Annotated in this window: 14 protein-coding genes and 1 pseudogene; 8 read left to right on the top strand and 7 right to left on the bottom strand. The window is 63.2% G+C overall.

Annotated features, from left to right (window positions below):
- The first annotated feature begins 112 nt into the window (after window positions 1–112).
- Window positions 113–1,039, top strand: coding sequence for a LysR substrate-binding domain-containing protein (locus INQ47_RS05845; RefSeq protein WP_252458709.1), 927 nt, complete (start codon window positions 113–115; stop codon window positions 1,037–1,039).
- Between the two features lie 114 nt (window positions 1,040–1,153).
- On the opposite strand, the gene INQ47_RS05850 is transcribed toward INQ47_RS05845, so the two are convergent.
- A complete protein-coding gene (locus tag INQ47_RS05850) occupies window positions 1,154–2,548 on the bottom strand; it encodes a VOC family protein (protein WP_404701313.1) in 1,395 nt (464 codons plus the stop codon).
- 175 nt (window positions 2,549–2,723) lie between these two features.
- Window positions 2,724–3,614, bottom strand: a complete 891-nt coding sequence (locus INQ47_RS05855) for a LysR family transcriptional regulator (protein WP_101196330.1) — start codon at window positions 3,612–3,614, stop codon at window positions 2,724–2,726.
- A gap of 135 nt (window positions 3,615–3,749) precedes the next feature.
- Between INQ47_RS05855 and INQ47_RS05860 the strand changes: the two genes are divergently transcribed.
- Together INQ47_RS05860 and INQ47_RS05865 are read left to right on the top strand one after the other, a co-directional pair.
- A complete protein-coding gene (locus INQ47_RS05860; RefSeq protein ID WP_003253547.1) occupies window positions 3,750–5,240 on the top strand; it encodes an aldehyde dehydrogenase family protein in 1,491 nt (496 codons plus the stop codon).
- Window positions 5,241–5,397: 157 nt separating this feature from the next.
- Window positions 5,398–6,684, top strand: a complete 1,287-nt coding sequence (locus INQ47_RS05865) for an NAD(P)/FAD-dependent oxidoreductase (RefSeq protein WP_404701314.1) — start codon at window positions 5,398–5,400, stop codon at window positions 6,682–6,684.
- 298 nt (window positions 6,685–6,982) lie between these two features.
- Here INQ47_RS05865 and INQ47_RS05870 read toward each other — a convergent pair.
- Window positions 6,983–7,184, bottom strand: a pseudogene (locus INQ47_RS05870) (mechanosensitive ion channel protein MscS); the annotation flags it as partial.
- A 148-nt stretch (window positions 7,185–7,332) separates the two neighbouring features.
- Between INQ47_RS05870 and ycaC (INQ47_RS05875) the strand changes: the two are divergent.
- From ycaC (INQ47_RS05875) to INQ47_RS05890, 4 genes are all read left to right on the top strand, one after another.
- On the top strand, window positions 7,333–7,962 hold the full coding sequence (gene ycaC, locus INQ47_RS05875; protein ID WP_019096461.1) for an isochorismate family cysteine hydrolase YcaC: 630 nt from the start codon (window positions 7,333–7,335) through the stop codon (window positions 7,960–7,962).
- A 117-nt stretch (window positions 7,963–8,079) separates the two neighbouring features.
- Window positions 8,080–8,388 (top strand): hypothetical protein, encoded by a 309-nt coding sequence (locus INQ47_RS05880; RefSeq protein ID WP_003253554.1) that lies wholly within the window; start codon window positions 8,080–8,082, stop codon window positions 8,386–8,388.
- Window positions 8,389–8,428: 40 nt separating this feature from the next.
- Entirely contained in the window at window positions 8,429–9,247 is an 819-nt protein-coding gene (locus INQ47_RS05885) for an alpha/beta fold hydrolase (protein WP_404701315.1), read from the top strand.
- A 340-nt stretch (window positions 9,248–9,587) separates the two neighbouring features.
- Window positions 9,588–11,429, top strand: a complete 1,842-nt coding sequence (locus INQ47_RS05890; protein ID WP_404701401.1) for an amidohydrolase — start codon at window positions 9,588–9,590, stop codon at window positions 11,427–11,429.
- Window positions 11,430–11,648: 219 nt separating this feature from the next.
- On the opposite strand, the gene INQ47_RS05895 is transcribed toward INQ47_RS05890, so the two are convergent.
- From INQ47_RS05895 to INQ47_RS05905, 3 genes are all read right to left on the bottom strand, one after another.
- Window positions 11,649–13,247 carry an MFS transporter gene (locus INQ47_RS05895; RefSeq protein WP_404701316.1) on the bottom strand — a complete coding sequence of 533 codons (1,599 nt, stop codon included), beginning with the start codon at window positions 13,245–13,247 and terminating at the stop codon, window positions 11,649–11,651.
- A gap of 1 nt (window position 13,248) precedes the next feature.
- Complete coding sequence (locus tag INQ47_RS05900) at window positions 13,249–14,511, bottom strand: OprD family porin (protein WP_404701317.1); 1,263 nt, start codon at window positions 14,509–14,511, stop codon at window positions 13,249–13,251.
- A gap of 207 nt (window positions 14,512–14,718) precedes the next feature.
- The gene (locus INQ47_RS05905; RefSeq protein WP_010955764.1) at window positions 14,719–15,630 is read right to left on the bottom strand and encodes a LysR substrate-binding domain-containing protein; all 912 of its coding nucleotides are present in this window, start codon (window positions 15,628–15,630) and stop codon (window positions 14,719–14,721) included.
- Between the two features lie 277 nt (window positions 15,631–15,907).
- Between INQ47_RS05905 and ycaC (INQ47_RS05910) the strand changes: the two genes are divergently transcribed.
- The gene (ycaC, locus tag INQ47_RS05910) at window positions 15,908–16,537 is read left to right on the top strand and encodes an isochorismate family cysteine hydrolase YcaC (RefSeq protein WP_012274792.1); all 630 of its coding nucleotides are present in this window, start codon (window positions 15,908–15,910) and stop codon (window positions 16,535–16,537) included.
- 1,053 nt (window positions 16,538–17,590) lie between these two features.
- Here ycaC (INQ47_RS05910) and INQ47_RS05915 read toward each other — a convergent pair.
- Window positions 17,591–19,378, bottom strand: a complete 1,788-nt coding sequence (locus INQ47_RS05915) for a monovalent cation:proton antiporter-2 (CPA2) family protein (RefSeq protein WP_404701318.1) — start codon at window positions 19,376–19,378, stop codon at window positions 17,591–17,593.
- Window positions 19,379–19,519: the final 141 nt, after the last annotated feature.

The raw sequence follows: 19,519 nt of genomic DNA on the forward strand, positions 1-19,519 counted from the left end.
AGGCTTCGGTCAACTTTGCACAAAAGGATAAAAACGATAGTTGGCATGAGTTGAACTCATGTATATAGGCTTTTCGGTGATTTGCCTCACACGCCCATATTGCAGGTGCCTCATGCCACGCCAGCTACCACCGCTGTATGCCCTGCGCGCATTCGAAGCTGCCGCGCGGCTAAGCTCCTTCACCCGTGCGGGCGAAGAGCTTTCTATCACCCAAAGCGCCATCAGCCGGCATATCCGTACGTTGGAAGAGCATTTTGCCTGCCGCCTGTTCGTGCGCAGTGGCCGCAGCCTGCAACTTACCGAAGCGGGGCGGGTACTGCTGCCGGGCGTGCGCGAGGGCTTTGCGGCGTTTGAGCGGGCCTGCGAAACCTTGCGTGGTGAAGACGACATTCTGCGCATGAAAGCCCCCTCGACCCTGACCATGCGCTGGTTGCTGGCGTGCCTTAGCCGCTTTCGCCACCTGCAGCCGGGCAATGAGGTGCAACTGACCAGTGCCTGGATGGATGTCGACCATGTGGACTTCAACCAGGAGCCGTTCGATTGCGCGGTTTTGCTCAGTGACGGTGTGTTCCCGCCGGAGTGGGAGGTGCGCAAGCTGTTTCCTGAGTTGTTGATCCCGGTCGGCGCGCCGGACCTGCTCGACGAGGAACCCTGGGATGTGTGCAGGCTGGCTTCTGTCGAACTGCTACACCCCACGGTGGACAAGCGTGACTGGCGGGAATGGCTGGAGCGTATGGGGCTTGGCGACAAGGTGTCGCTCAAAGGTGGCCAGGTGTTCGATACCCTGGAGCTGGGCATGATTGCTGCGGCGCGTGGCTACGGAATATCCATGGGCGATTTGCTGATGGTGGCCGAAGATGTGGCGCAGAAACGCTTGAGCCTGCCATGGCCCACCGCGGTGCCCAGCGGCATGGATTACTACCTGGTGTGGCCGCGTACACGCCCGGGTGGCGAGCGTTTGCGGCGGTTGAGTGCGTTTCTGGAAGACGAGGTGGCGGCGATGGATTTGCCGGATGTGGAAATCCTGCCGCGTCTTTGATCACCTGCACCGGCCTCTTCGCGGGCTCGCCCGCTCCCACAGGTCTATCGTATGCCTTGGCCCGACACTGTACCTGTGGGGAGCGGGCAAGCCCGCGAAGAGGCCGGTACAGTTTTATATCGAGCCCAGGTTCAACGCCTGTGCGCAGGCCTCCAGCGACCGGCGCTCGCTTTGCGCATACAGCGCCAGCTCATCCTGTACCTGCAACCCCAGCGCGGCTTCGAACGCTTCGCGGTTGGCGTTGCTGCCGTATTCGGCCTGCGCATCGTCGCCCAGGTTGGACTGGAAGATCCCCGCCGCACTCACTGGCAGGAAGTCCTCGTACACCAGCGCCTCGAAATGCACATGGCCCGCGTCGATCAGCCCTTGCAGGGTGGTCGGGCGGCCTTCCTGGTCGCGTGCGGCCAGGCCTTTCTCGGTGGCGAAGTAGCGGAAATATGCAAGACCTTGTTCGCGCATCTGCGCCAGGTCATCCGGGAATTCGGCAAAGTTTGCCTTCAGCAGCGCCATGTAACGCTCGGCATTGGCTTCGGCCGGAGCGCCACCCAGCGCAGCGCGGGTAGCGTCGAGCAACTTGTCGTAGAGCTGGCGACCTTTCGGCGTCAGCGCCGCGCCGCGTTGCTCGATTTCGCCAAAGCGTGCGGTGTGGCTGCCTTTGCTGCCTTGCTGGTCGCTGAAGGCGACCGTTTCCTGCAGGGCCTTGAAGCTGGTCTGGCGCAGCAGGATCGGGTGGCGGCGGGTGGGCGGGCCTTCAACCACGGCCTTCGGCGGGATGCCCTTGGCCGGCATGCCGAGCTGGATTGCATCGATATCCAGGGTACGCGGGGTCAGGTGGTTGATGTGCGGGCCCTTGAAGGCCACCACATCGGCGATCAGGCGGTGTTGGTCGTGCAGCTGCTGGTATTGCTCGGCCGTGACGGTAGCGTCCTGGTGCCAGCGGAAGGTGTGCAGCGCTTCCTGCACGAACGTCTCTGCATCCGCGGCGTCAAGGCCACCCTCGCGCTCACACTGGGCGATCAGTTCGAGGGCGCGGGCGGTGAAGATCTGGCGCTTGGCCAAGATGCCCTGTGCCAGCTCGCGCAACTGCGGGTTGTCGATCAGCTCCAGGCGCAGCAGCGAGGTGAACACACGGAACGGGCTGACATGCAGCGATTGCTCGTGCACCGCGCGGAAGGCAGTGGAATGCACCGGTACGCCAGCGGAGCTGAGGTCATAGTAGCCGACCGGCTGCATGCCCATGACGGCGAACAGGCGGGCGATGGTGGCCAGTTCTTCGGCGGTGCCGACGCGGATGGCGCCGTGACGTTCCTGGTCCAGGCGCTCGATTTCGCCGGTCCAGCGCAGGGCCTCTGCCACTTCGGGTTGCTGGGCCATAACCTGCTGGTTGATTTCGCTCACCAGCTCCAGCAGCGTGCCGTACAGCGGCACTTCCTGTTTGTACATGAGCGACATGGCGGCAGAGAACTGCGCGCGGATGCTGTCTGGGCTGACGAAATCGTGGGCTGGCATCGCTAGCTTCCTGGTTGGGTTCGGACGCTTACATGAAAGCTGGGAATGCACTTTGCTCACAAGCGAAAAAAAGTGAGTGTGTCATTCCTTTTTTGATCGACCTCGACGGCCCTTTCGCGGCTAAAGCCGCTCCTACGCGGTCCCCGTAGGAGCGGCTTTAGCCGCGAAGAGGCCCTCAAGCCTGGAGCTGTTCGTGGATCCACTCCACCAGCGCCCGCACCTTGGGCACTTCCGCCGCATGCTCGGCATACGCCAGGTAATGCGCCCCGGCACTGCGCATCGCATGGTTCCACGGCACCACCAGGCTACCGTCGGCCAGTTCCTTCGCCGCCAGGTAGCGCGGCACCAGCGCCACCCCGCACCCGGCCTGCGCCGCGCTCAACGCCATATAGAACGTATCGAAGCGCGGCCCGTGGTAGGCGCTGACGCTTTGCAGGCCTTGCTCCAGGAACCACTCATGCCAGGCCTCCGGCCGCGAGGTGCTTTGCAGCAGCACCAGCTCGGCCAGTTCCTCGGCACCGGCCAGCCTGCGTCCGGCCAGAAGCTCTGGCGCACACACCGGCACCACCTCCTCACGGAACAGCTCCACGCAAGTGGCCCCCGGCCAGGTGCCCTGGCCATAGAAGAACACCACGTCGGCCGAGCCTTGCAGCAGGGCGAACGGCTCCATCTCGTTGCGAATGTCCAGGTGGATATTGCTGTGCCGTTTGCCAAAACCCTTCAGGTGCGGGATCAACCAGCGCACGCCAAAACTCGGTTGAGTGGCTACCTTCAATATCTCGGTCTGCTCGCCGTAGGTGAGTACGTAGCGGCTGGACATGTCCACCTGGGTGAGGATCTTGTTGACCTCGGCCAGGTACAGGCTGCCGGCCGGCGTAAGCTGCAAGCGCCGACGGATGCGCAGGAACAGGTGGTGGCGCAGCATGTCCTCCAGCTGCGCCACCTGCTTGCTGACCGCGCTCTGGGTCAGGTGCAGTTCTTCGGCAGCACGGGTAAAACTCAGATGGCGGGCTGCAGCTTCAAAGCACTGCAGGGCGGTCATGGAGGGTACCAGGCGTTTTGACATAGCGGTCTCTGCGGCTCAAATCATTACCTGAAGGAATGATATGCGGAATAAAGGTCGTTTGTTGTACCTATGTGATCGGATTAATACTGATCCACATCATTTTTCCACCCCATCACCGATGTAGGAGATGCACAAATGGTTGCTGGATTGCTCGAGCGCCTTGGCGTTGCCGCCGAGGCTTACACCCAGGGCGACTACCCTGTTCACACGCCGATCGACGGCAGCCAGATCGCCTCGGTGAAACTGCTCGGCAAGGCCGAGACCATCGCCCGCATCGATCAGGCCCAAAGCGCCTTCGAAGCCTGGCGCAGTGTGCCGGCTCCGCGCCGTGGCGAACTGGTGCGCCTGTTCGGCGAAGTGCTGCGTGAGCACAAGGCCGACCTCGGCGAGCTGGTCTCGATCGAAGCCGGCAAGATCACCCAGGAAGGCCTGGGCGAAGTGCAGGAAATGATCGACATCTGCGACTTCGCCGTTGGCCTGTCGCGCCAGCTGTATGGCCTGACCATCGCTTCCGAGCGCCCTGGCCACCACATGCGTGAAACCTGGCACCCGCTGGGCGTGGTCGGCGTCATCAGCGCCTTCAACTTCCCGGTTGCCGTGTGGGCCTGGAACACCGCGCTGGCGCTGGTGGCCGGCAACTCGGTGGTATGGAAGCCGTCCGAGAAAACTCCTCTGACCGCCCTGGCCTGCCAGGCGCTGTTCGAAAAAGCCCTGAAAGCCTTCGGCGATGCCCCGGCTGGCTTGGCACAACTGGTTATCGGCGGCCGTGAAGCTGGCGAAGCCATGGTTGATGACCCGCGCGTACCGCTGGTCAGCGCTACCGGCAGCACCCGCATGGGTCGCGAAGTCGGCCCACGCGTTGCTGCCCGCTTCGGCCGCAGCATCCTGGAGCTGGGTGGCAACAACGCCATGATCCTGGCCCCGAGCGCAGACCTGGACCTGGCCGTGCGTGGCATCCTGTTCTCGGCTGTTGGCACTGCCGGCCAGCGTTGCACCACCCTGCGTCGCCTGATCGTGCACCGCTCTATCAAGGACGAAGTGGTTGCCCGCGTCAAAGCTGCCTACGGCAAAGTGCGCATCGGCGACCCACGTAAAGACAACCTGGTAGGCCCGCTGATCGACAAGCAGTCGTTCGACGCCATGCAAGGTGCACTGGCCAAGGCCCGCGACGAAGGTGGCCAGGTCTTTGGTGGCGAGCGTCAGCTGGCCGACCAGTACCCGAACGCCTACTACGTTTCGCCAGCCATTGCTGAAATGCCGGCGCAAAGTGACGTGGTGCGCCACGAAACCTTCGCCCCGATCCTGTACGTGCTGGCCTATGACGACTTCGAAGAGGCCCTGCGCCTGAACAACGAAGTGCCACAAGGCCTGTCGTCCTGCATCTTCACCACCGACATCCGTGAGGCCGAGCGCTTCCAGAGCGCCTCGGGAAGCGACTGCGGCATCGCCAACGTCAACATCGGCACCAGCGGCGCCGAGATCGGCGGTGCGTTTGGTGGCGAGAAGGAAACTGGCGGTGGCCGTGAGTCGGGCTCGGATGCCTGGAAAGGCTACATGCGTCGCCAGACCAACACCGTGAACTACTCGCGTGAACTGCCGCTGGCGCAGGGTATCGTGTTCGACTGATGTATTGATGCTGCATGGCCGGGGGCCTGGCCCCCGGTTCGCGGGTAGACCCGCTCCTACAGGGATCGCACAAGCGACACCGACCCCTGTAGGAGCGGGTTTACCCGCGAATGGGCCGCCCTGCGGCCCCAACAAGAACAAATTGCTGGAGCCGGCCATGTCCGAACTGCGTCAACAATGCTTGTGGGAACACGTCAGCAAACCGACCGTCGCCGCCCAGGCCCTGGCCGGTGAGCACAAGGCCGATGTCTGCGTGATCGGCGGCGGTATTACCGGCCTGTCGGCGGCCATCCACCTGCTCGAACAGGGCAAGTCGGTGATCGTGCTAGAGGCCTGGAAGATCGGCCATGGTGGCTCCGGGCGCAACGTCGGCCTGGTCAACGCCGGCACCTGGATCCGCCCCGACGACGTCGAGGCCACCCTTGGCCATAAGCAGGGCAGCCGCCTGAACAAGGTGCTTGGCGAAGCCCCGGCTGAAGTATTCGCCATGGTCGAGCGCCTCGGCATCGATTGCCAGGCCCAGCACAAAGGCACGCTGCACATGGCGCACAACGCCACCGGCATCGCCGACCTCGAAGCGCGTCACGAACAATGGCGCCGCCGAGGTGCCGACGTCGAGCTGCTGACCGGCGCCCAGTGCCAGGAATACTGCGGTACCGACAAGATTTCCGCTGCGCTGCTTGATCGCCGTGCTGGCACCATCAACCCCATGGGCTACACCCAAGGCCTGGCGGCTGCCGTGGCGCGCCTGGGCGGCAAGATTTTCCAGCAGTCTTCGGTCGAAGGCCTGGAGCGTGAGGGGGATGGCTGGCAGGTGAAGACTGCGCGTGGCGCTGTGCGCGCCGAAAAGGTGGTCATTTCCACCGGCGCCTACACCGAAGGCGACTGGAGCAACCTGCAGAAGCAGTTCTTCCGTGGTTACTACTATCAGGTAGCCTCCAAACCGCTGAAGGGTATTGCAGCCGACAAGGTGCTGCCACATGGCCAAGGTTCGTGGGACACCCGCACCGTGCTCAGCAGCATTCGCCGCGACGATCAGGGCCGTCTGCTGCTCGGCAGCCTGGGCCGGGTAGACAACAAGCCAGCCTGGTTCGTGCGTAGCTGGGCCGACCGCATCCAGAGCCACTATTACCCCGAGCTGGGCAAAGTCGAGTGGGAAATGCACTGGACCGGTTGCATCGACTTCACCCCCGACCACCTGATGCGCCTGTTCGAGCCGGCGCCGGGGCTGGTGGCGGTAACCGGGTACAACGGGCGGGGTAACACAACCGGCACCGTGATCGGGCGTGCGTTTGCCGAGTTCCTGCTCAAGGGCGAGGCGGACAGCCTGCCCATTCCGTTCTCGCCGATGAGCGGTGTGAGCGCGCCTTCGCTGCGCACGGCGTTCTACGAGTCCGGGTTCTCGCTGTACCACGCGGGTCAGTGCCTGAGGGTTGTGTTGTAGCTGCTGGCCTCTTCGCGGGTAAACCCGCTCCTACGCGCGGAGCGGGGGGCACACATCGGTGGCCCGGCGCAGGCCATTGTGTAGGAGCGGGTTCACCCGCGAAAGGGCCGGGCCTGCTGGCCAATTTCCAAAGGCCGATCACCGTTGCCGCCGCTACCGTCTTCGCGGGTAAACCCGCTCCTACAGGCGACCGCGCAGGTTGTTCAAATTTTGAGCAAGACAGTTGCGCCTGTTTAGCGCCTGAGAGGTCTGTGGTGAACATGTGAGCGGGTTTACCCGCGAAGAAGCCAGCACAGGCTCACGTGTGCGACCAACCATGGAAGCCGCCCATCTTGATTGAAGCCGGCTTCTGCAGCGACAACGACTCCCGGCTCTGTCGCCGAACCGCTGCAACTTGCTCACGCCGTCGGCAGCTCTTCACGCTGCTGCAAACAACTCTTCATCTGCTCCTTGTCGATCCGTTACAGCACGCAGTTGGTCAGCGTGTGGAATTCGGCCAGTCAACCCATTACGTTCTTCATCGTTCCTAGAACAGAACGCTAAAGCCAAAAACCACTATCTACCGCTCCAAAGGTGATGGTTTTAATCTTCTCCCATCAACGCGAAACACCCAGCTGACTGAACATCAAAACCTTAGGAGCAACGACCATGACCAACTTCAAATACAACCGCCTGAACAAAGACGACGCCGCTGTGCTGCTGGTCGATCACCAGGCTGGCCTGTTGTCGCTGGTGCGCGACATCGAGCCGGATGCGTTCAAGAACAACGTGCTGGCCCTGGCCGACCTGGCCAAGTTCTTCAACCTGCCGACCATTCTTACCACCAGCTTCGAGCAAGGCCCCAACGGCCCACTGGTGCCAGAGCTGAAAGCCCTGTTCCCGGACGCCCCGTACATTGCCCGCCCTGGCCAGATCAACGCCTGGGACAACGAAGACTTCGTCAAGGCAGTGAAGGCCACTGGCAAGAAGCAACTGATCATCGCCGGCGTTGTGACTGAAGTGTGCGTAGCTTTCCCGGCCCTGTCGGCCCTGGAAGAAGAGTTCGACGTGTTCGTGGTCACTGATGCCTCCGGTACCTTCAACGCCATGACCCGCGACGCCGCCCACGACCGCATGAGCCAGGCAGGTGCGCAACTGATGACCTGGTTCGGCGTGGCCTGTGAGCTGCACCGCGACTGGCGCAACGACATCGAAGGCCTGGCCGCGCTGTGCTCCAACCATATCCCGGACTACCGCAACCTGATGACCAGCTACAACGCTTTCAACGCTGGCAAGTAAGCCGACCCGCCTCGGGCGCCGTGAGTCGGTGCCCGCGCAGGGCAGCACACCCATCCAATCCTCCGCCCGTTCGCCGTTGCACAGTGAATGCGGGCAAGCTCATCCCAAGGAACGCCGATGAACACCGCACTCCATGACAACCGCGAAGTGGTGACCGTATGCCTGCAACACAAGGTGCTTGATAGTTCGCCGGGCACCCCGGCAGCGCAACCGCCGCGTTGGAAGCAGGCACTGCTGACCTACCTGGTGATCTGCCCGATGACCATGGTCATCCCGCAACTGCTGGCGCCGCTGTTTGCGCGCTTCCCGCAGCTGGGCGGCGTGATTACCGGCAACCTGATCGTCAACCTGTTCGTCATCCTGCCCGTGGTGTTCTACATCATGCCTTGGGTAACCCGCCGCTGCGCCAACTGGCTGCGCGGCTGAGCCGACGCCTTCACCTGGAAACTTTCAAGGAGATACCGCTATGAGCACGTTCGTTACCCGCGATGGCACTTCGATCTACTTCAAGGACTGGGGCAGCGGCAAGCCTGTGCTGTTCAGCCACGGCTGGCCGCTGGACGCCGACATGTGGGATTCGCAGATGGAGTTCCTGGCCAGCCGCGGTTACCGCGCCATCGCCTTCGACCGCCGGGGTTTCGGGCGCTCGAGCCAGCCGTGGAGCGGTTACGACTACGACACCTTCGCAGATGACATTGCCCAGCTGATCGAACACCTCGACCTGCGCGACGTCACCCTGGTGGGCTTCTCGATGGGGGGCGGTGATGTCAGCCGCTACATCGCCCGCCACGGCAGCGAGCGGGTGGCCGGGCTGGTGTTGCTGGGCGCGGTGACGCCAGTGTTCGGCAAGCGTGACGATAATCCTGACGGTGTCGACCTGTCGGTGTTCGAGGGCATCCAGGCCGGCCTGCGTGCAGACCGCGCGCAGTTCATCGCCGATTTCGCCACGCCGTTCTACGGCCTGAACCATGGGCAGCAGGTGTCCCAGGGTGTGCAGACGCAGACCCTGAACATTGCGCTGATGGCGTCGATCAAGGGCACCCTGGATTGTGTCACGGCCTTCTCGGAGACCGACTTCCGTCCGGACATGGCCAAGGTCGATGTGCCGACGTTGGTGATCCATGGCGATGACGACCAGATCGTGCCGTTCGAGACCACTGGCAAGCAGGCGGCGGAGCTGATTCGCGGCGCCGAGCTGAAGGTGTATGCCGGGGCGCCGCACGGGTTTGCAGTGACTCATGCACAGCAACTGAATGAGGACCTGCTGGCGTTCCTTCAGCGGTAATTGTGGGAAACATTCGCGGGTGAGCCCGCTCCTGCAGACGTGGTAGGAGCGGGTTTACCCGCGAAGAGGCCGGCCCAGGCAGCAAAAAGCTTGACCAGGACTAACCTTCTTCAACCCACCGCACATCCATTCAAGCCCAGGCCTTGCATCAACCGGCATGCTTCGCAGTACCCCTGCCGGCCCCTAGTCGGAGGAGCCCATGTCCCAGGATCGCAACGACAAGACCCGTCGCCAGTTCCTCGCCACCAGCTCTGTGCTCGGTGCCGCCGGCGCACTCTGGTCCGCATTGCCTTTTACCGGCCAAGCCGGTTTCGCTCACGCATCCACGCAAGGAGGTTCCATGACCGCCGACCTGATTCTGTTCAACGGCAAACTGCACACCGTTGACCGCGAAAAGCCCACCGCGACTGCGGTCGCCATCAAGGACGGCCGTTTCATCGCCGTGGGCAGCGACGCCGAGGCCATGGCCCACAAGGGCGCCGCCACGCAGATCATTGACCTCAAGCAACGCACGGTGATCCCGGGCCTCAATGACTCGCACCTGCACCTGATCCGTGGCGGTCTGAACTACAACCTCGAGCTGCGTTGGGAAGGGGTGCCGTCTGTGGCCGATGCCCTGCGCATGCTCAAGGACCAGGCTGCGCGCACGCCTACCCCGCAGTGGGTGCGCGTGGTCGGTGGCTGGAACGAGTTCCAGTTCGCCGAAAAGCGCATGCCCACCCTTGAAGAAATCAACCAGGCCGCACCCGACACCCCGGTGTTCCTGCTGCACCTGTACGACCGCGCGTTGCTCAACCGCGCCGCACTCAAGGCCGTTGGCTACACCAAGGACACACCGAACCCGCCGGGTGGTGAGATCCAGCGCGACAAGTTCGGCAACCCGACCGGCATGCTGATCGCCCGCCCGAACGCGATGATCCTGTACGCAACGCTGGCCAAGGGGCCGAAACTGCCGCTGGAGTACCAGGTCAACTCCACCCGCCAGTTCATGCGTGAGCTGAACCGCCTGGGCCTGACCAGCGCCATCGATGCTGGCGGCGGCTACCAGAACTTCCCCGATGACTACTCGGTTATCCAGGAACTGGCCGACAATAACCAGCTGACCGTGCGCATCGCCTACAACCTGTTCACCCAGAAGCCCAAGGAAGAGCTGGACGACTTCAAGAAGTGGACGTCCAGCGTCAAGCTGCACAGTGGCACCGACTTCCTGCGCCACAACGGCGCCGGTGAGATGCTGGTATTCTCCGCCGCCGACTTCGAGGACTTCCTTGAGCCGCGCCCGGACTTGCCGCAGACCATGGAAGAAGAGCTGGAGCCGGTGGTGCGCCACCTGGTCGAGCAGCGCTGGCCGTTCCGCCTGCACGCCACCTACAACGAATCGATCACGCGTATGCTCGACGTGTTCGAGAAGGTCAACCGCGACATTCCATTTAACGGCCTGCCCTGGTTCTTCGATCATGCCGAGACCATCACCCCGCAGAACATCGAACGCGTGCGTGCGCTGGGCGGCGGTATCGCCATCCAGGACCGCATGGCCTTCCAGGGTGAGTACTTCGTCGACCGCTACGGCGCCAAGGCCGCCGAGCAGACCCCGCCGATCAAGCGCATGCTTGAAATGGGCGTGCCGGTGGGCGCGGGTACCGACGCCACTCGCGTGTCCAGCTACAACCCGTGGACCTCACTGTACTGGCTGGTCAGCGGCAAGACGGTCGGTGGCATGGAGCTGTACCCGGAAGGCTTGAGCCGTGACACCGCGCTGCAACTGTTCACCCAGGGCAGCGCCTGGTTTTCCAGCGAGCAAGGCAAGAAAGGCCAGATCAAGGTGGGCCAGCTGGCTGACCTGGCAGCATTGTCGCTGGACTTCTTCAGTGTCGATGAAGAAGCGATCAAGGGCATCGAGTCGGTGCTGACCATCGTTGATGGCAAGGTGGTGTACGGTGCTGGCGAGTTCGACAAGCTTGGCCCGCCGCAGGTGCCGGTGCTGCCGGAGTGGTCGCCGGTGACCAAGGTACCTGGGCACTGGCGTGTCGGTACGCCATCGTTGGCAGCCGCTGTGCACCAGTGCTCGGGGCCGTGCGGGGTGCATGCCCACAGCCATGACAAGGCGCGCAAATCGAGTGTTCCGGTCAATGACTTCCAGGGCTTCTGGGGGGCGCTGGGCTGTTCGTGCTTCGCTTTCTAAGGTGAGCTGATTTGAAGAACGGGGGCCAATAACTGGCCCCTTTTTTGTGTCTTCAGTGCCGGCCCTTTCGCGGGTGAACCCGCTCCTACGGGGCCTTTGCTGCCTTTTCGCGAGTATACAGGGTCTTTGCGGTCTTTCCGCGGGCCAGCCCGCGCCTGCAGGGGCTGCGCGGTCCCTGTAGGAGCGGGTTTACCCGCGAAAGGGCCGCAAAGGCCAGCATCAATGGTGAGCCTTATGCTCCCCGCCAGCCAACAAATGCCGAATTCGCACTTCAATTCCATCGGTCTGCAGCATCCTGACCCGCGCCTCGATCTTCAGCTCACCACGGGTCACCCGATGATGATGCCGCAGATGCTCCAGCCATGATTCCTCGAAGAAGAACTCCAGCCACAACGCCGGATCAGCACTGTCCCGCATCAACCCCCACGACAGTGCGCCATTGCGCTTGCGCATCGCTTCCAGCTCTCGCGCCGCCTGCTGGAAGGCCTCGGCCTTGGTGGGGGCGATATGGTACTCGACGGTGACCATCACCGGTCCGACTTCCTTGTCCATGTCATCGCTCAGCACCGGCACCGGCCAATGCAGCGACGGCGTCAGCTCTTCTGCCTCGGTTTCCGGCAGCGTCACCTTGCAGGTCAGCAAGGTACCCAGCGCCAGGCCGCCTGCGGCCAGCAGCAGGCTGAAGGTGATCGTTGCATGGCTGGCCAGCGTGCCCCACAACAGGCCGCCACAGGCCATGGCACCGAAGAAGATCAGAATGTATACCGACAAAGCCCGCGCCCTTACCCAGGCTGGCACCGAAGTCTGCGCAGCCACTTGCAGGTTGGACAGCACCGCGATCCACGCCGCGCCGCTGAGCAGCATCGCTGGCAGCAGCACATAGAAGTTGCGCACCAGCGCCAGGGCCAGCAGGAACAGGGCATACAGCAGGCTGGCCAGAAACACCAGGCGGTCCCGGCTGATGCGCTCACGCAGGCGCGGCAGCAAGGTGGCACCCGCCACTGCGCCAATACCGATGGCCGCCAGCAGCAGGCCGAAGTCCGCTGCGGTGCCGCGCATCTCGCCACGCACGATCAGCGGCAGCAGTGAAGTGCCGGCGCTGGCGCAGAAAAAGAACGCCAACGCGCGTAGCATGACGGCCTGCAACGGCTTGGCACTGCGGGCAAAGCGCAACCCGGTGCGCATGGCGCCAACGAAGCGCTCGGCCGGCAGCAGTGGTTCCTTCACCTCGCGCTTCCACAGGAACAGCACCAGAATCACACCCGCGAACGAGATGGCATTCAGGGCGAAGGTCAGCCACGGGCCGACCATGCTCACCACCACCCCCGCCAGTGCCGGGCCGATGGCCCGTGACACGTTGATGCCGACACTGGAAAGCGCCACCGCGTTGGCCAGGTCCTCCTTGCCCACCAGTTCTGGTGTCAGTGCGCTCCACGCTGGCATCATCAGCGCTGTACCAATGCCCAGTGCCAGGGTCAGCACCAGCAACAAGGTGACGTTCATCATCCCGAGCAAGGTCAAGGCCGCCAGCACAACCGCTACGCAAGACATCCACAGTTGCACCAGCAACAGGTAGCGGCGTTTGTCGACGATGTCCGCCGCTGCGCCGGCCGGCAGGGCCAGGAAGAACATCGGCAGCGAGCCGGCTACCTGGATCAACGCCACGTGCAGCGGGCTGGCCGACAGCGTGGTCATCAGCCAGCCGGCGCCCACCTCGTGCATCCAGGTGCCGATGTTGGAGGCGATGGTGGCGATCCACAGCATGCGGAAGGTGGTGTTACGCAACGGGCTCCAGGCACCTGAAGGGGATGTACTCATGTCAGAAGCTGCCTTTGAGTGGGTATTCGATGATCAGGTAGATGCGGTCGATATCACCGCCCGCCTGGGCCTGGTTGGCGCGGTGGCTGACGTGGGAGAACGACAGGCTCAGGTCCTTGGCAGCCCCCGACTGCACCACGTATTTCAGGTCGATGTCGCGCTCCCAGTGCTTGCCGCCGTCACCGTACTGGTTCACATAGGCGCCGCCCGCAGGCGCATGGCTGCCGTCGATGCCGCGGCCGCTGACATAGCGGCCCATCAGGCTCAGGCCAGGTACGCCAAGGGTGGCGAAGTCCAGGTCGTAGCGCAGTTGCCACGAGTGCTCGCCCGGGCCGTTGAAGTCGGCGTACTTGATCGCGTTGGCCAGGTAGATGGAGTCGCCGCCGACGAAGTCGAACGGGGTGTCGCCCTCGACCTTCTGGTAGGCCAGGCTCAGCGCCTGGGCGCCGAAGCTGTACCTGGCCAGCAGGCTGTAGGCGAGGGTGTCGATCACCCCTGCGCTGGCGTTGCCGGTGTCGCGGGTTTTGTACAGGTTGCCGTCCAGGCGCCAGTTGCCCTCCGCCAGGTTCAGGTTGAGGTAGGCCTGGCGCCAGGTGTTTTCCAGCTGCCCGGCATACAGTGCGGCGCCGAACGGCCCGTTGGGCGCGAAGGTGGCACCGGCCAGGCTGATGGCCCGGTTGTGGGTGCTGGCGCCGTAGCCGCTGAAGTCGTCGTGGGTGGAACTGTTGTCCTGGTTGTTGAAGGCAGTGAAACGCCCGGCCTGCAGGCGCCAGTCGGGCAGGTCGGTGTTTTCCACCAGCCAGCCGGTGGCGTATTCCGGGTGCAGGCGTTTGTCACCGGTGTCGAACACCGGGGTTTCCACCATCATCTCGCCGTAGCGCAGCCGGGTGTTGCTCAGGTGCAGTTTGAGCGCGGCACCGGCGCTGGAGGACTCGGATTCGGCGCGGCCATCGCTGTCGCGCGGCATCAGGCCGGTGCCGGCATGGCCGCGGCCGCCGTCGAGCTTGAGGCCAAGAAAGCCATGGGCATCGATGCCGACGCCGACAGTGCCTTCGGTGAAGCCGGAACGGACCTCGCCGATGAAGCCTTGGGCCCATTCCTGGCGGTAGTTCTGGCCACTGCCGGAGGGCGAGCGGAAGTCACTGTGCAGGAAATAGTTGCGGCTGAGCAGCGACCAGCCGGGTTCACCGGCCTGGCTGAGCGCCGGCCAGAGGGCGAGGGTGGCGAGCAGGGCGCGGCTTGGTCCGTGAGTGGCGCGGATCATGAGGGGCTCCGGGGGATGATCCGGGAGTGTGGAAGAAGAGTAGACCCAAGGTCTTGTAAGGGTGTGCTGGGTGGGGATTTGCATTACCTGTACCGGCCCTTTCGCGGCTAAAGCCGCTCCTACAGGGCCACCACCGGCCCCGAGCCTTGTGCAATACCTGTGGGAGCGGGCATGCCCGCGAATAGGCCGGGTCAGCCAGTCGGGACCTCAAGCCATGTCGCTGATGGCAAATTCCTCAGCCAGATGGTCGATCAGTGCCCGCACCGACGGCAGCAACCCTCGCCGCGATGGGAAGATTGCATGCACGATACCGCAGCGCGGGTGCCAGTCCGGAATCAGCTCAACCAGACGTCCCGCCGCCAGATCCTCACGCACTGCCACCCGCGGCAAGTGGGCGATCCCCACTCCGGCCACCACGAAATGGCGCAGGGCAAACAGGTCGTCAGTCACCATGCGTGGTGTATGCGGGATGACGATGCTGCGGCTGTTGTCCTCACCCTGGAACAGTTCCCACTGGTACTCGCGCTGGGCACTGCCCCAATGCACGCTGGGTAGCGTGCCCAGCAACTGTGGGTCAAACCCTTTGGGCAGTTGCGCCAGGTATTGAGGTTGGCCAACCAGGCACTGGGTGCTGTTACTCAGCACCTTCATCACCATGTCGGTGTTCTCCAGCGGCGGAAAGCGCACCCGCAGGGCGATGTCGAAGCCCTCATGCAGCAGGTCGACGCGGCGGTTGGTGCTTTCGATGAACAGCTCCACCTGCGGGTACTTGAGCATGTAGCGGGTCAGCATCGGCCCGACCCAGGAGTTGAGCAGGGTGGTCGGGCAACTGATGCGCACCAGGCCGCGCGGTTCGCTGCGGTTGCGCTCGATTATTTCCGCCGCGCCCTCGGCCTCCACGCGCATGGCCAGGCAACGGTTGTAGTAGGCCTGGCCGATCTCGGTCAGCGAGCAGTGCCGGCTGGTGCGGTTCAGCAGCCGCACGCCCAGACGGTCTTCAAGGTCGGCGATTCGCCGGCTGAGTTTTGACTTGGGCATGTCCAGCGCCCGCCCGGCCGGGGCGAAGCCGCCATGTTCGACGACCTGGGTGAAGTAGTAGAGGGAGTTGAGGTCTTCCAATGATCGGTCTCCGGGTATTTGGTTGCCTTTGCCGGCCCTTCGCGGCTAAAGCCGCTCCTACAGGACACCAAAGGCCCGAGGCCTGCGCGGTCCCTGTAGGAGCGGCTTTAGCCGCGAAGAGGCCAGCACAGCCCTTACAAATCCATCGTTCCTAAATCAGAACGCTAAAGCCAGATTCTGCTAACTACCGCCGCAAAGGTGATGATTTTAATCTGTGCCCATCAACGCGAAACACCCCGGATTGCTGAAAAGTTCATAACCCTTAGGAGCACAGACCATGAGCAAATTCACCTACAACCGCCTGAACAAAGACGACGCTGCCGTACTGCTGGTGGACCACCAGGCTGGCCTGCTGTCCCTGGTGCGCGATATCGAGCCGGACAAGTTCAAGAACAACGTGCTGGCGCTGGCTGACCTGGCCAAGTTCTTCAACCTGCCGACCATCCTCACCACTAGCTTCGAGCAAGGCCCCAATGGCCCGCTGGTGCCGGAACTGAAAGCCCTGTTCCCGGATGCGCCGTACATTGCCCGCCCTGGCCAGATCAACGCCTGGGACAACGAGGATTTCGTCAAGGCGGTGAAGGCGACCGGCAAGAAGCAGCTGATCATTGCCGGTGTTGTGACCGAGGTTTGCGTGGCGTTCCCGGCGCTGTCGGCCTTGGAGGAAGAATTTGACGTGTTCGTGGTGACTGATGCTTCCGGCACTTTCAACGAAATGACCCGCGATGCTGCCCATGACCGCATGAGCCAGGCGGGTGCGCAACTGATGACCTGGTTCGGCGTGGCCTGCGAGCTGCACCGCGACTGGCGCAACGATGTCGAAGGGCTGGCTGCACTTTGCTCCAACCACATTCCGGATTATCGCAACCTGATGACCAGCTATAACGCGCTGACTGCGGGTAAGTAATCAACCATCAGCAACGCGCACAAAGGCCGGCTCTCTCTATAGGGAGCCGGCCTTTTTTGTTTGCTGTACCGGCCTTTTCGCGGGCAAGCCCGCTCCCACAGGGATCGCGCAAGATTCAACGCCAGTGCGGGGGATCGGGGACAATCTTTTTCATAGCCAAACTCCGATAGAGGTTGGCCGGCACCATCCGTTTCCACGCGAAGGGTGGCGGCTGCACGCGGGGTGGAAATCCGGGCTATCGGAACCCCGGCAGGCCATTCGGCCTCCCGCGCGCAGCTGCCATGACAACTGCCATTCCGATTACCTGCCGGGTTTCCACACCCGATCGCTGAACCGACAGCGACCCGGTCAGCCTAGAGAGCAGGCCTTCCCCGGACAATCAGACGGGTGTCGACACGGTGTGTAGGATAATTCCTTGGGATTGGCGTGAACGTAGGAAATGGTTCGCGGGGAAGTAGGACCCAGCTGAGAACTAGACGATTTGTGATGGTTTTTGTGAGTTCGCGTAATGGCGGCGAGGTGATCGTCAGGAAATTGCAGGATGGCTTCCAGGTGCCTGGCGATAGTTTTTGGGCGCCCATGAGATCGAGCGCCGCCCGCGCGGCGCATCGCGAGCAAGCTCGCTCCTACATTTGTTTCGGGCCAATTATTCCTGGGGCAGACGCGCGCGTCCCCTTGGCGCTCACCTCGATATCGTGGGGGACAAACAGGGCGGTCGCGCGCGCAGGCACAGGCAATACTGGCCCGAAACAGATGTAGGAGCGAGCTTGCTCGCGATGCGCCGCGCGGGCGGCGCTCGATCTCACAGGCTCTACAACCCTCAAGGCATGCTCGCTCCTACATTTGTTTCGGGCCAATTATTCCTGGGGCAGACGCGCACGTCCCCTTGGCGCTCACCTCGATATCGTGAGGGACAAACAGGGCGGTCGCGCGCGCAGGCACAGGCGATACTGGCCCGAAACAAATGTAGGAGCGAGCTTGCTCGCGATGCGCCGCGCGGGCGGCGCTCGATCTCACAGGCACTACAACCCTCAAGGCATGCGCCAAAAGGCCTCAACCCGCATCCGATTCAAACAACCTTTCCAGCTCCACCCGCGCCTCCTTGCCCGTCTGCATCACCTTGGCCCGGTCATCACGTACCTGCCCCTGGGCCTCCAGCACCTCTTCGTCATGTTGGGTAAACCGTGCAATGCGGTCCGCCGCCTGTTCATCGCTCAGGCCCAACCCCACCAGTGCCCGGCGGGCCATTTCCAGGCTGGAGTGGTATGTCTCGCGAATCGGCTCGGCGCCCACATCCGCCAGTTTGTGTACGTGCTGGCGGTTACGCGCCCGGGCCAGCACTTTCAGGTGCGGGTACAGGCGTTTTACCCGTTCAGCGCTACGAATGGCGGCTTCCGGGTCATCGATGGTGATGATGAAGTACTCCGCCTCACCCACCTTGGCCGCATGCAGTACTTCGGGGCGCAGCGGGTTACCGTAGAACACCGGCACCTGTTCGAACATACGGGTCATCTCGATGGCATCCACCGAGGTTTCCAGGGCAACGAACGGGATCTTCTGTGCTCGCAGGATACGCGCGACGATCTGGCCCATGCGGCCCATGCCGGCGATTACCACCCGCGGCGTGCCGGCGTCGATGGCCTTGTAATGTTCGGGCACTTCACGCACTGGCTGCGCGCGTTTGAGGGCACGGGCGCAGCCAATCATGAGCAGTGGGGTGATGGCCATCGACAGGGTAATGGTCATCAGCAGCAGGTCGTAGGTCTGGGTATCGAACAGGCCCTGGTCCTTGCCCAGCTTGAACACCACAAAGGCAAACTCGCCGCCGGCGGCCAGCACCATGCCCAGTTGCAGCGCGCTGGCGCCGCTCAGGCCGCCGGCCAGGCGACCGGTGCCGACCAGCAGCACCAGCTTCACGGCCACCAGCAACAGGGTCAGGCCCAGCACCACCAGCGGCATCTCCAGCAGCAGGTGCAGGTTTGCACCCATCCCGACGCTGATGAAGAACAGCCCCAGCAGCAGGCCCTTGAAGGGTTCGATCTGTGATTCCAGCTCGTGGCGGTATTCCGAGTCTGCCAGCAGCAGGCCGGCGAGGAAGGCGCCCAGGGCCATGGAAATACCGGCTTGTTCCATCAGCCAGGCGGTGCCGATCACCACCAGCAGGGCGGTGGCAGTGGACACTTCCGGCAGGCCGGTGCGAGCCACGGTGCGGAACACCGGGCGCAACAGGTAGCGGCCGCCGATGATGACCACGGCGATGCTGGCGAATACCTTCAGGCCATTCTCCAGGCTGTCGCCACTGCTGGTGTCCGGGCCAGTGGCGGCCAGCAGTGGTACCAAGGCGATCAGCGGGATCGCGGCGATGTCCTGGAACAACAGGATGGCGAACGCCAGACGGCCGTGCGGGGCATTGAGCTGTTTGTTCTCGGCCAGGCTCTGCAGGCCAAGGGCGGTAGACGAAAGCGCCAGGCCCAGACCGAGCACGATGGCCGCGGGCAGCGTCTGGCTGAAGCCGAACAGGGCGATGGCGCCGATAACCGCGCCGGTCAGCAATACTTGGGCAGTGCCGACACCAAACACCGACTTGCGCATCAGCCACAAGCGTTTGGGCGACAGCTCCAGGCCGATGATGAACAGCAGCAAGACCACGCCCAGTTCGGAAATGTGCGCCACCCTTTCTGTGTCGTGGACCAGGCCAAGTGCCTGCGGGCCGATGACCACACCGGCGAGCAGGTAGCCGAGCATGGCACCCAGTTGTAAGCGCTTGGCCAGGGGTACGGCGAGGACGGCGGCAAGCAGGAAGATCACTGCAGTTTGCAGAAGGCTGCCTTCGTGTGGCATTGGCTCTTACTCCATGAGCTGCCGGGGCAGCGTTATTACAGGTTGGCCGACGATTCTGGAGGCTGGGGTGGCATTAGACAATCTGATGTCGGGAAGAAACATTGTCCTGAAAAAAGAGACGGTGGCTGTGGTCAGTTGTGT

It is taken from the genome of Pseudomonas sp. 3HC3, from assembly GCF_044904505.1.
Lineage (GTDB): Bacteria > Pseudomonadota > Gammaproteobacteria > Pseudomonadales > Pseudomonadaceae > Aquipseudomonas > Aquipseudomonas putida_Y.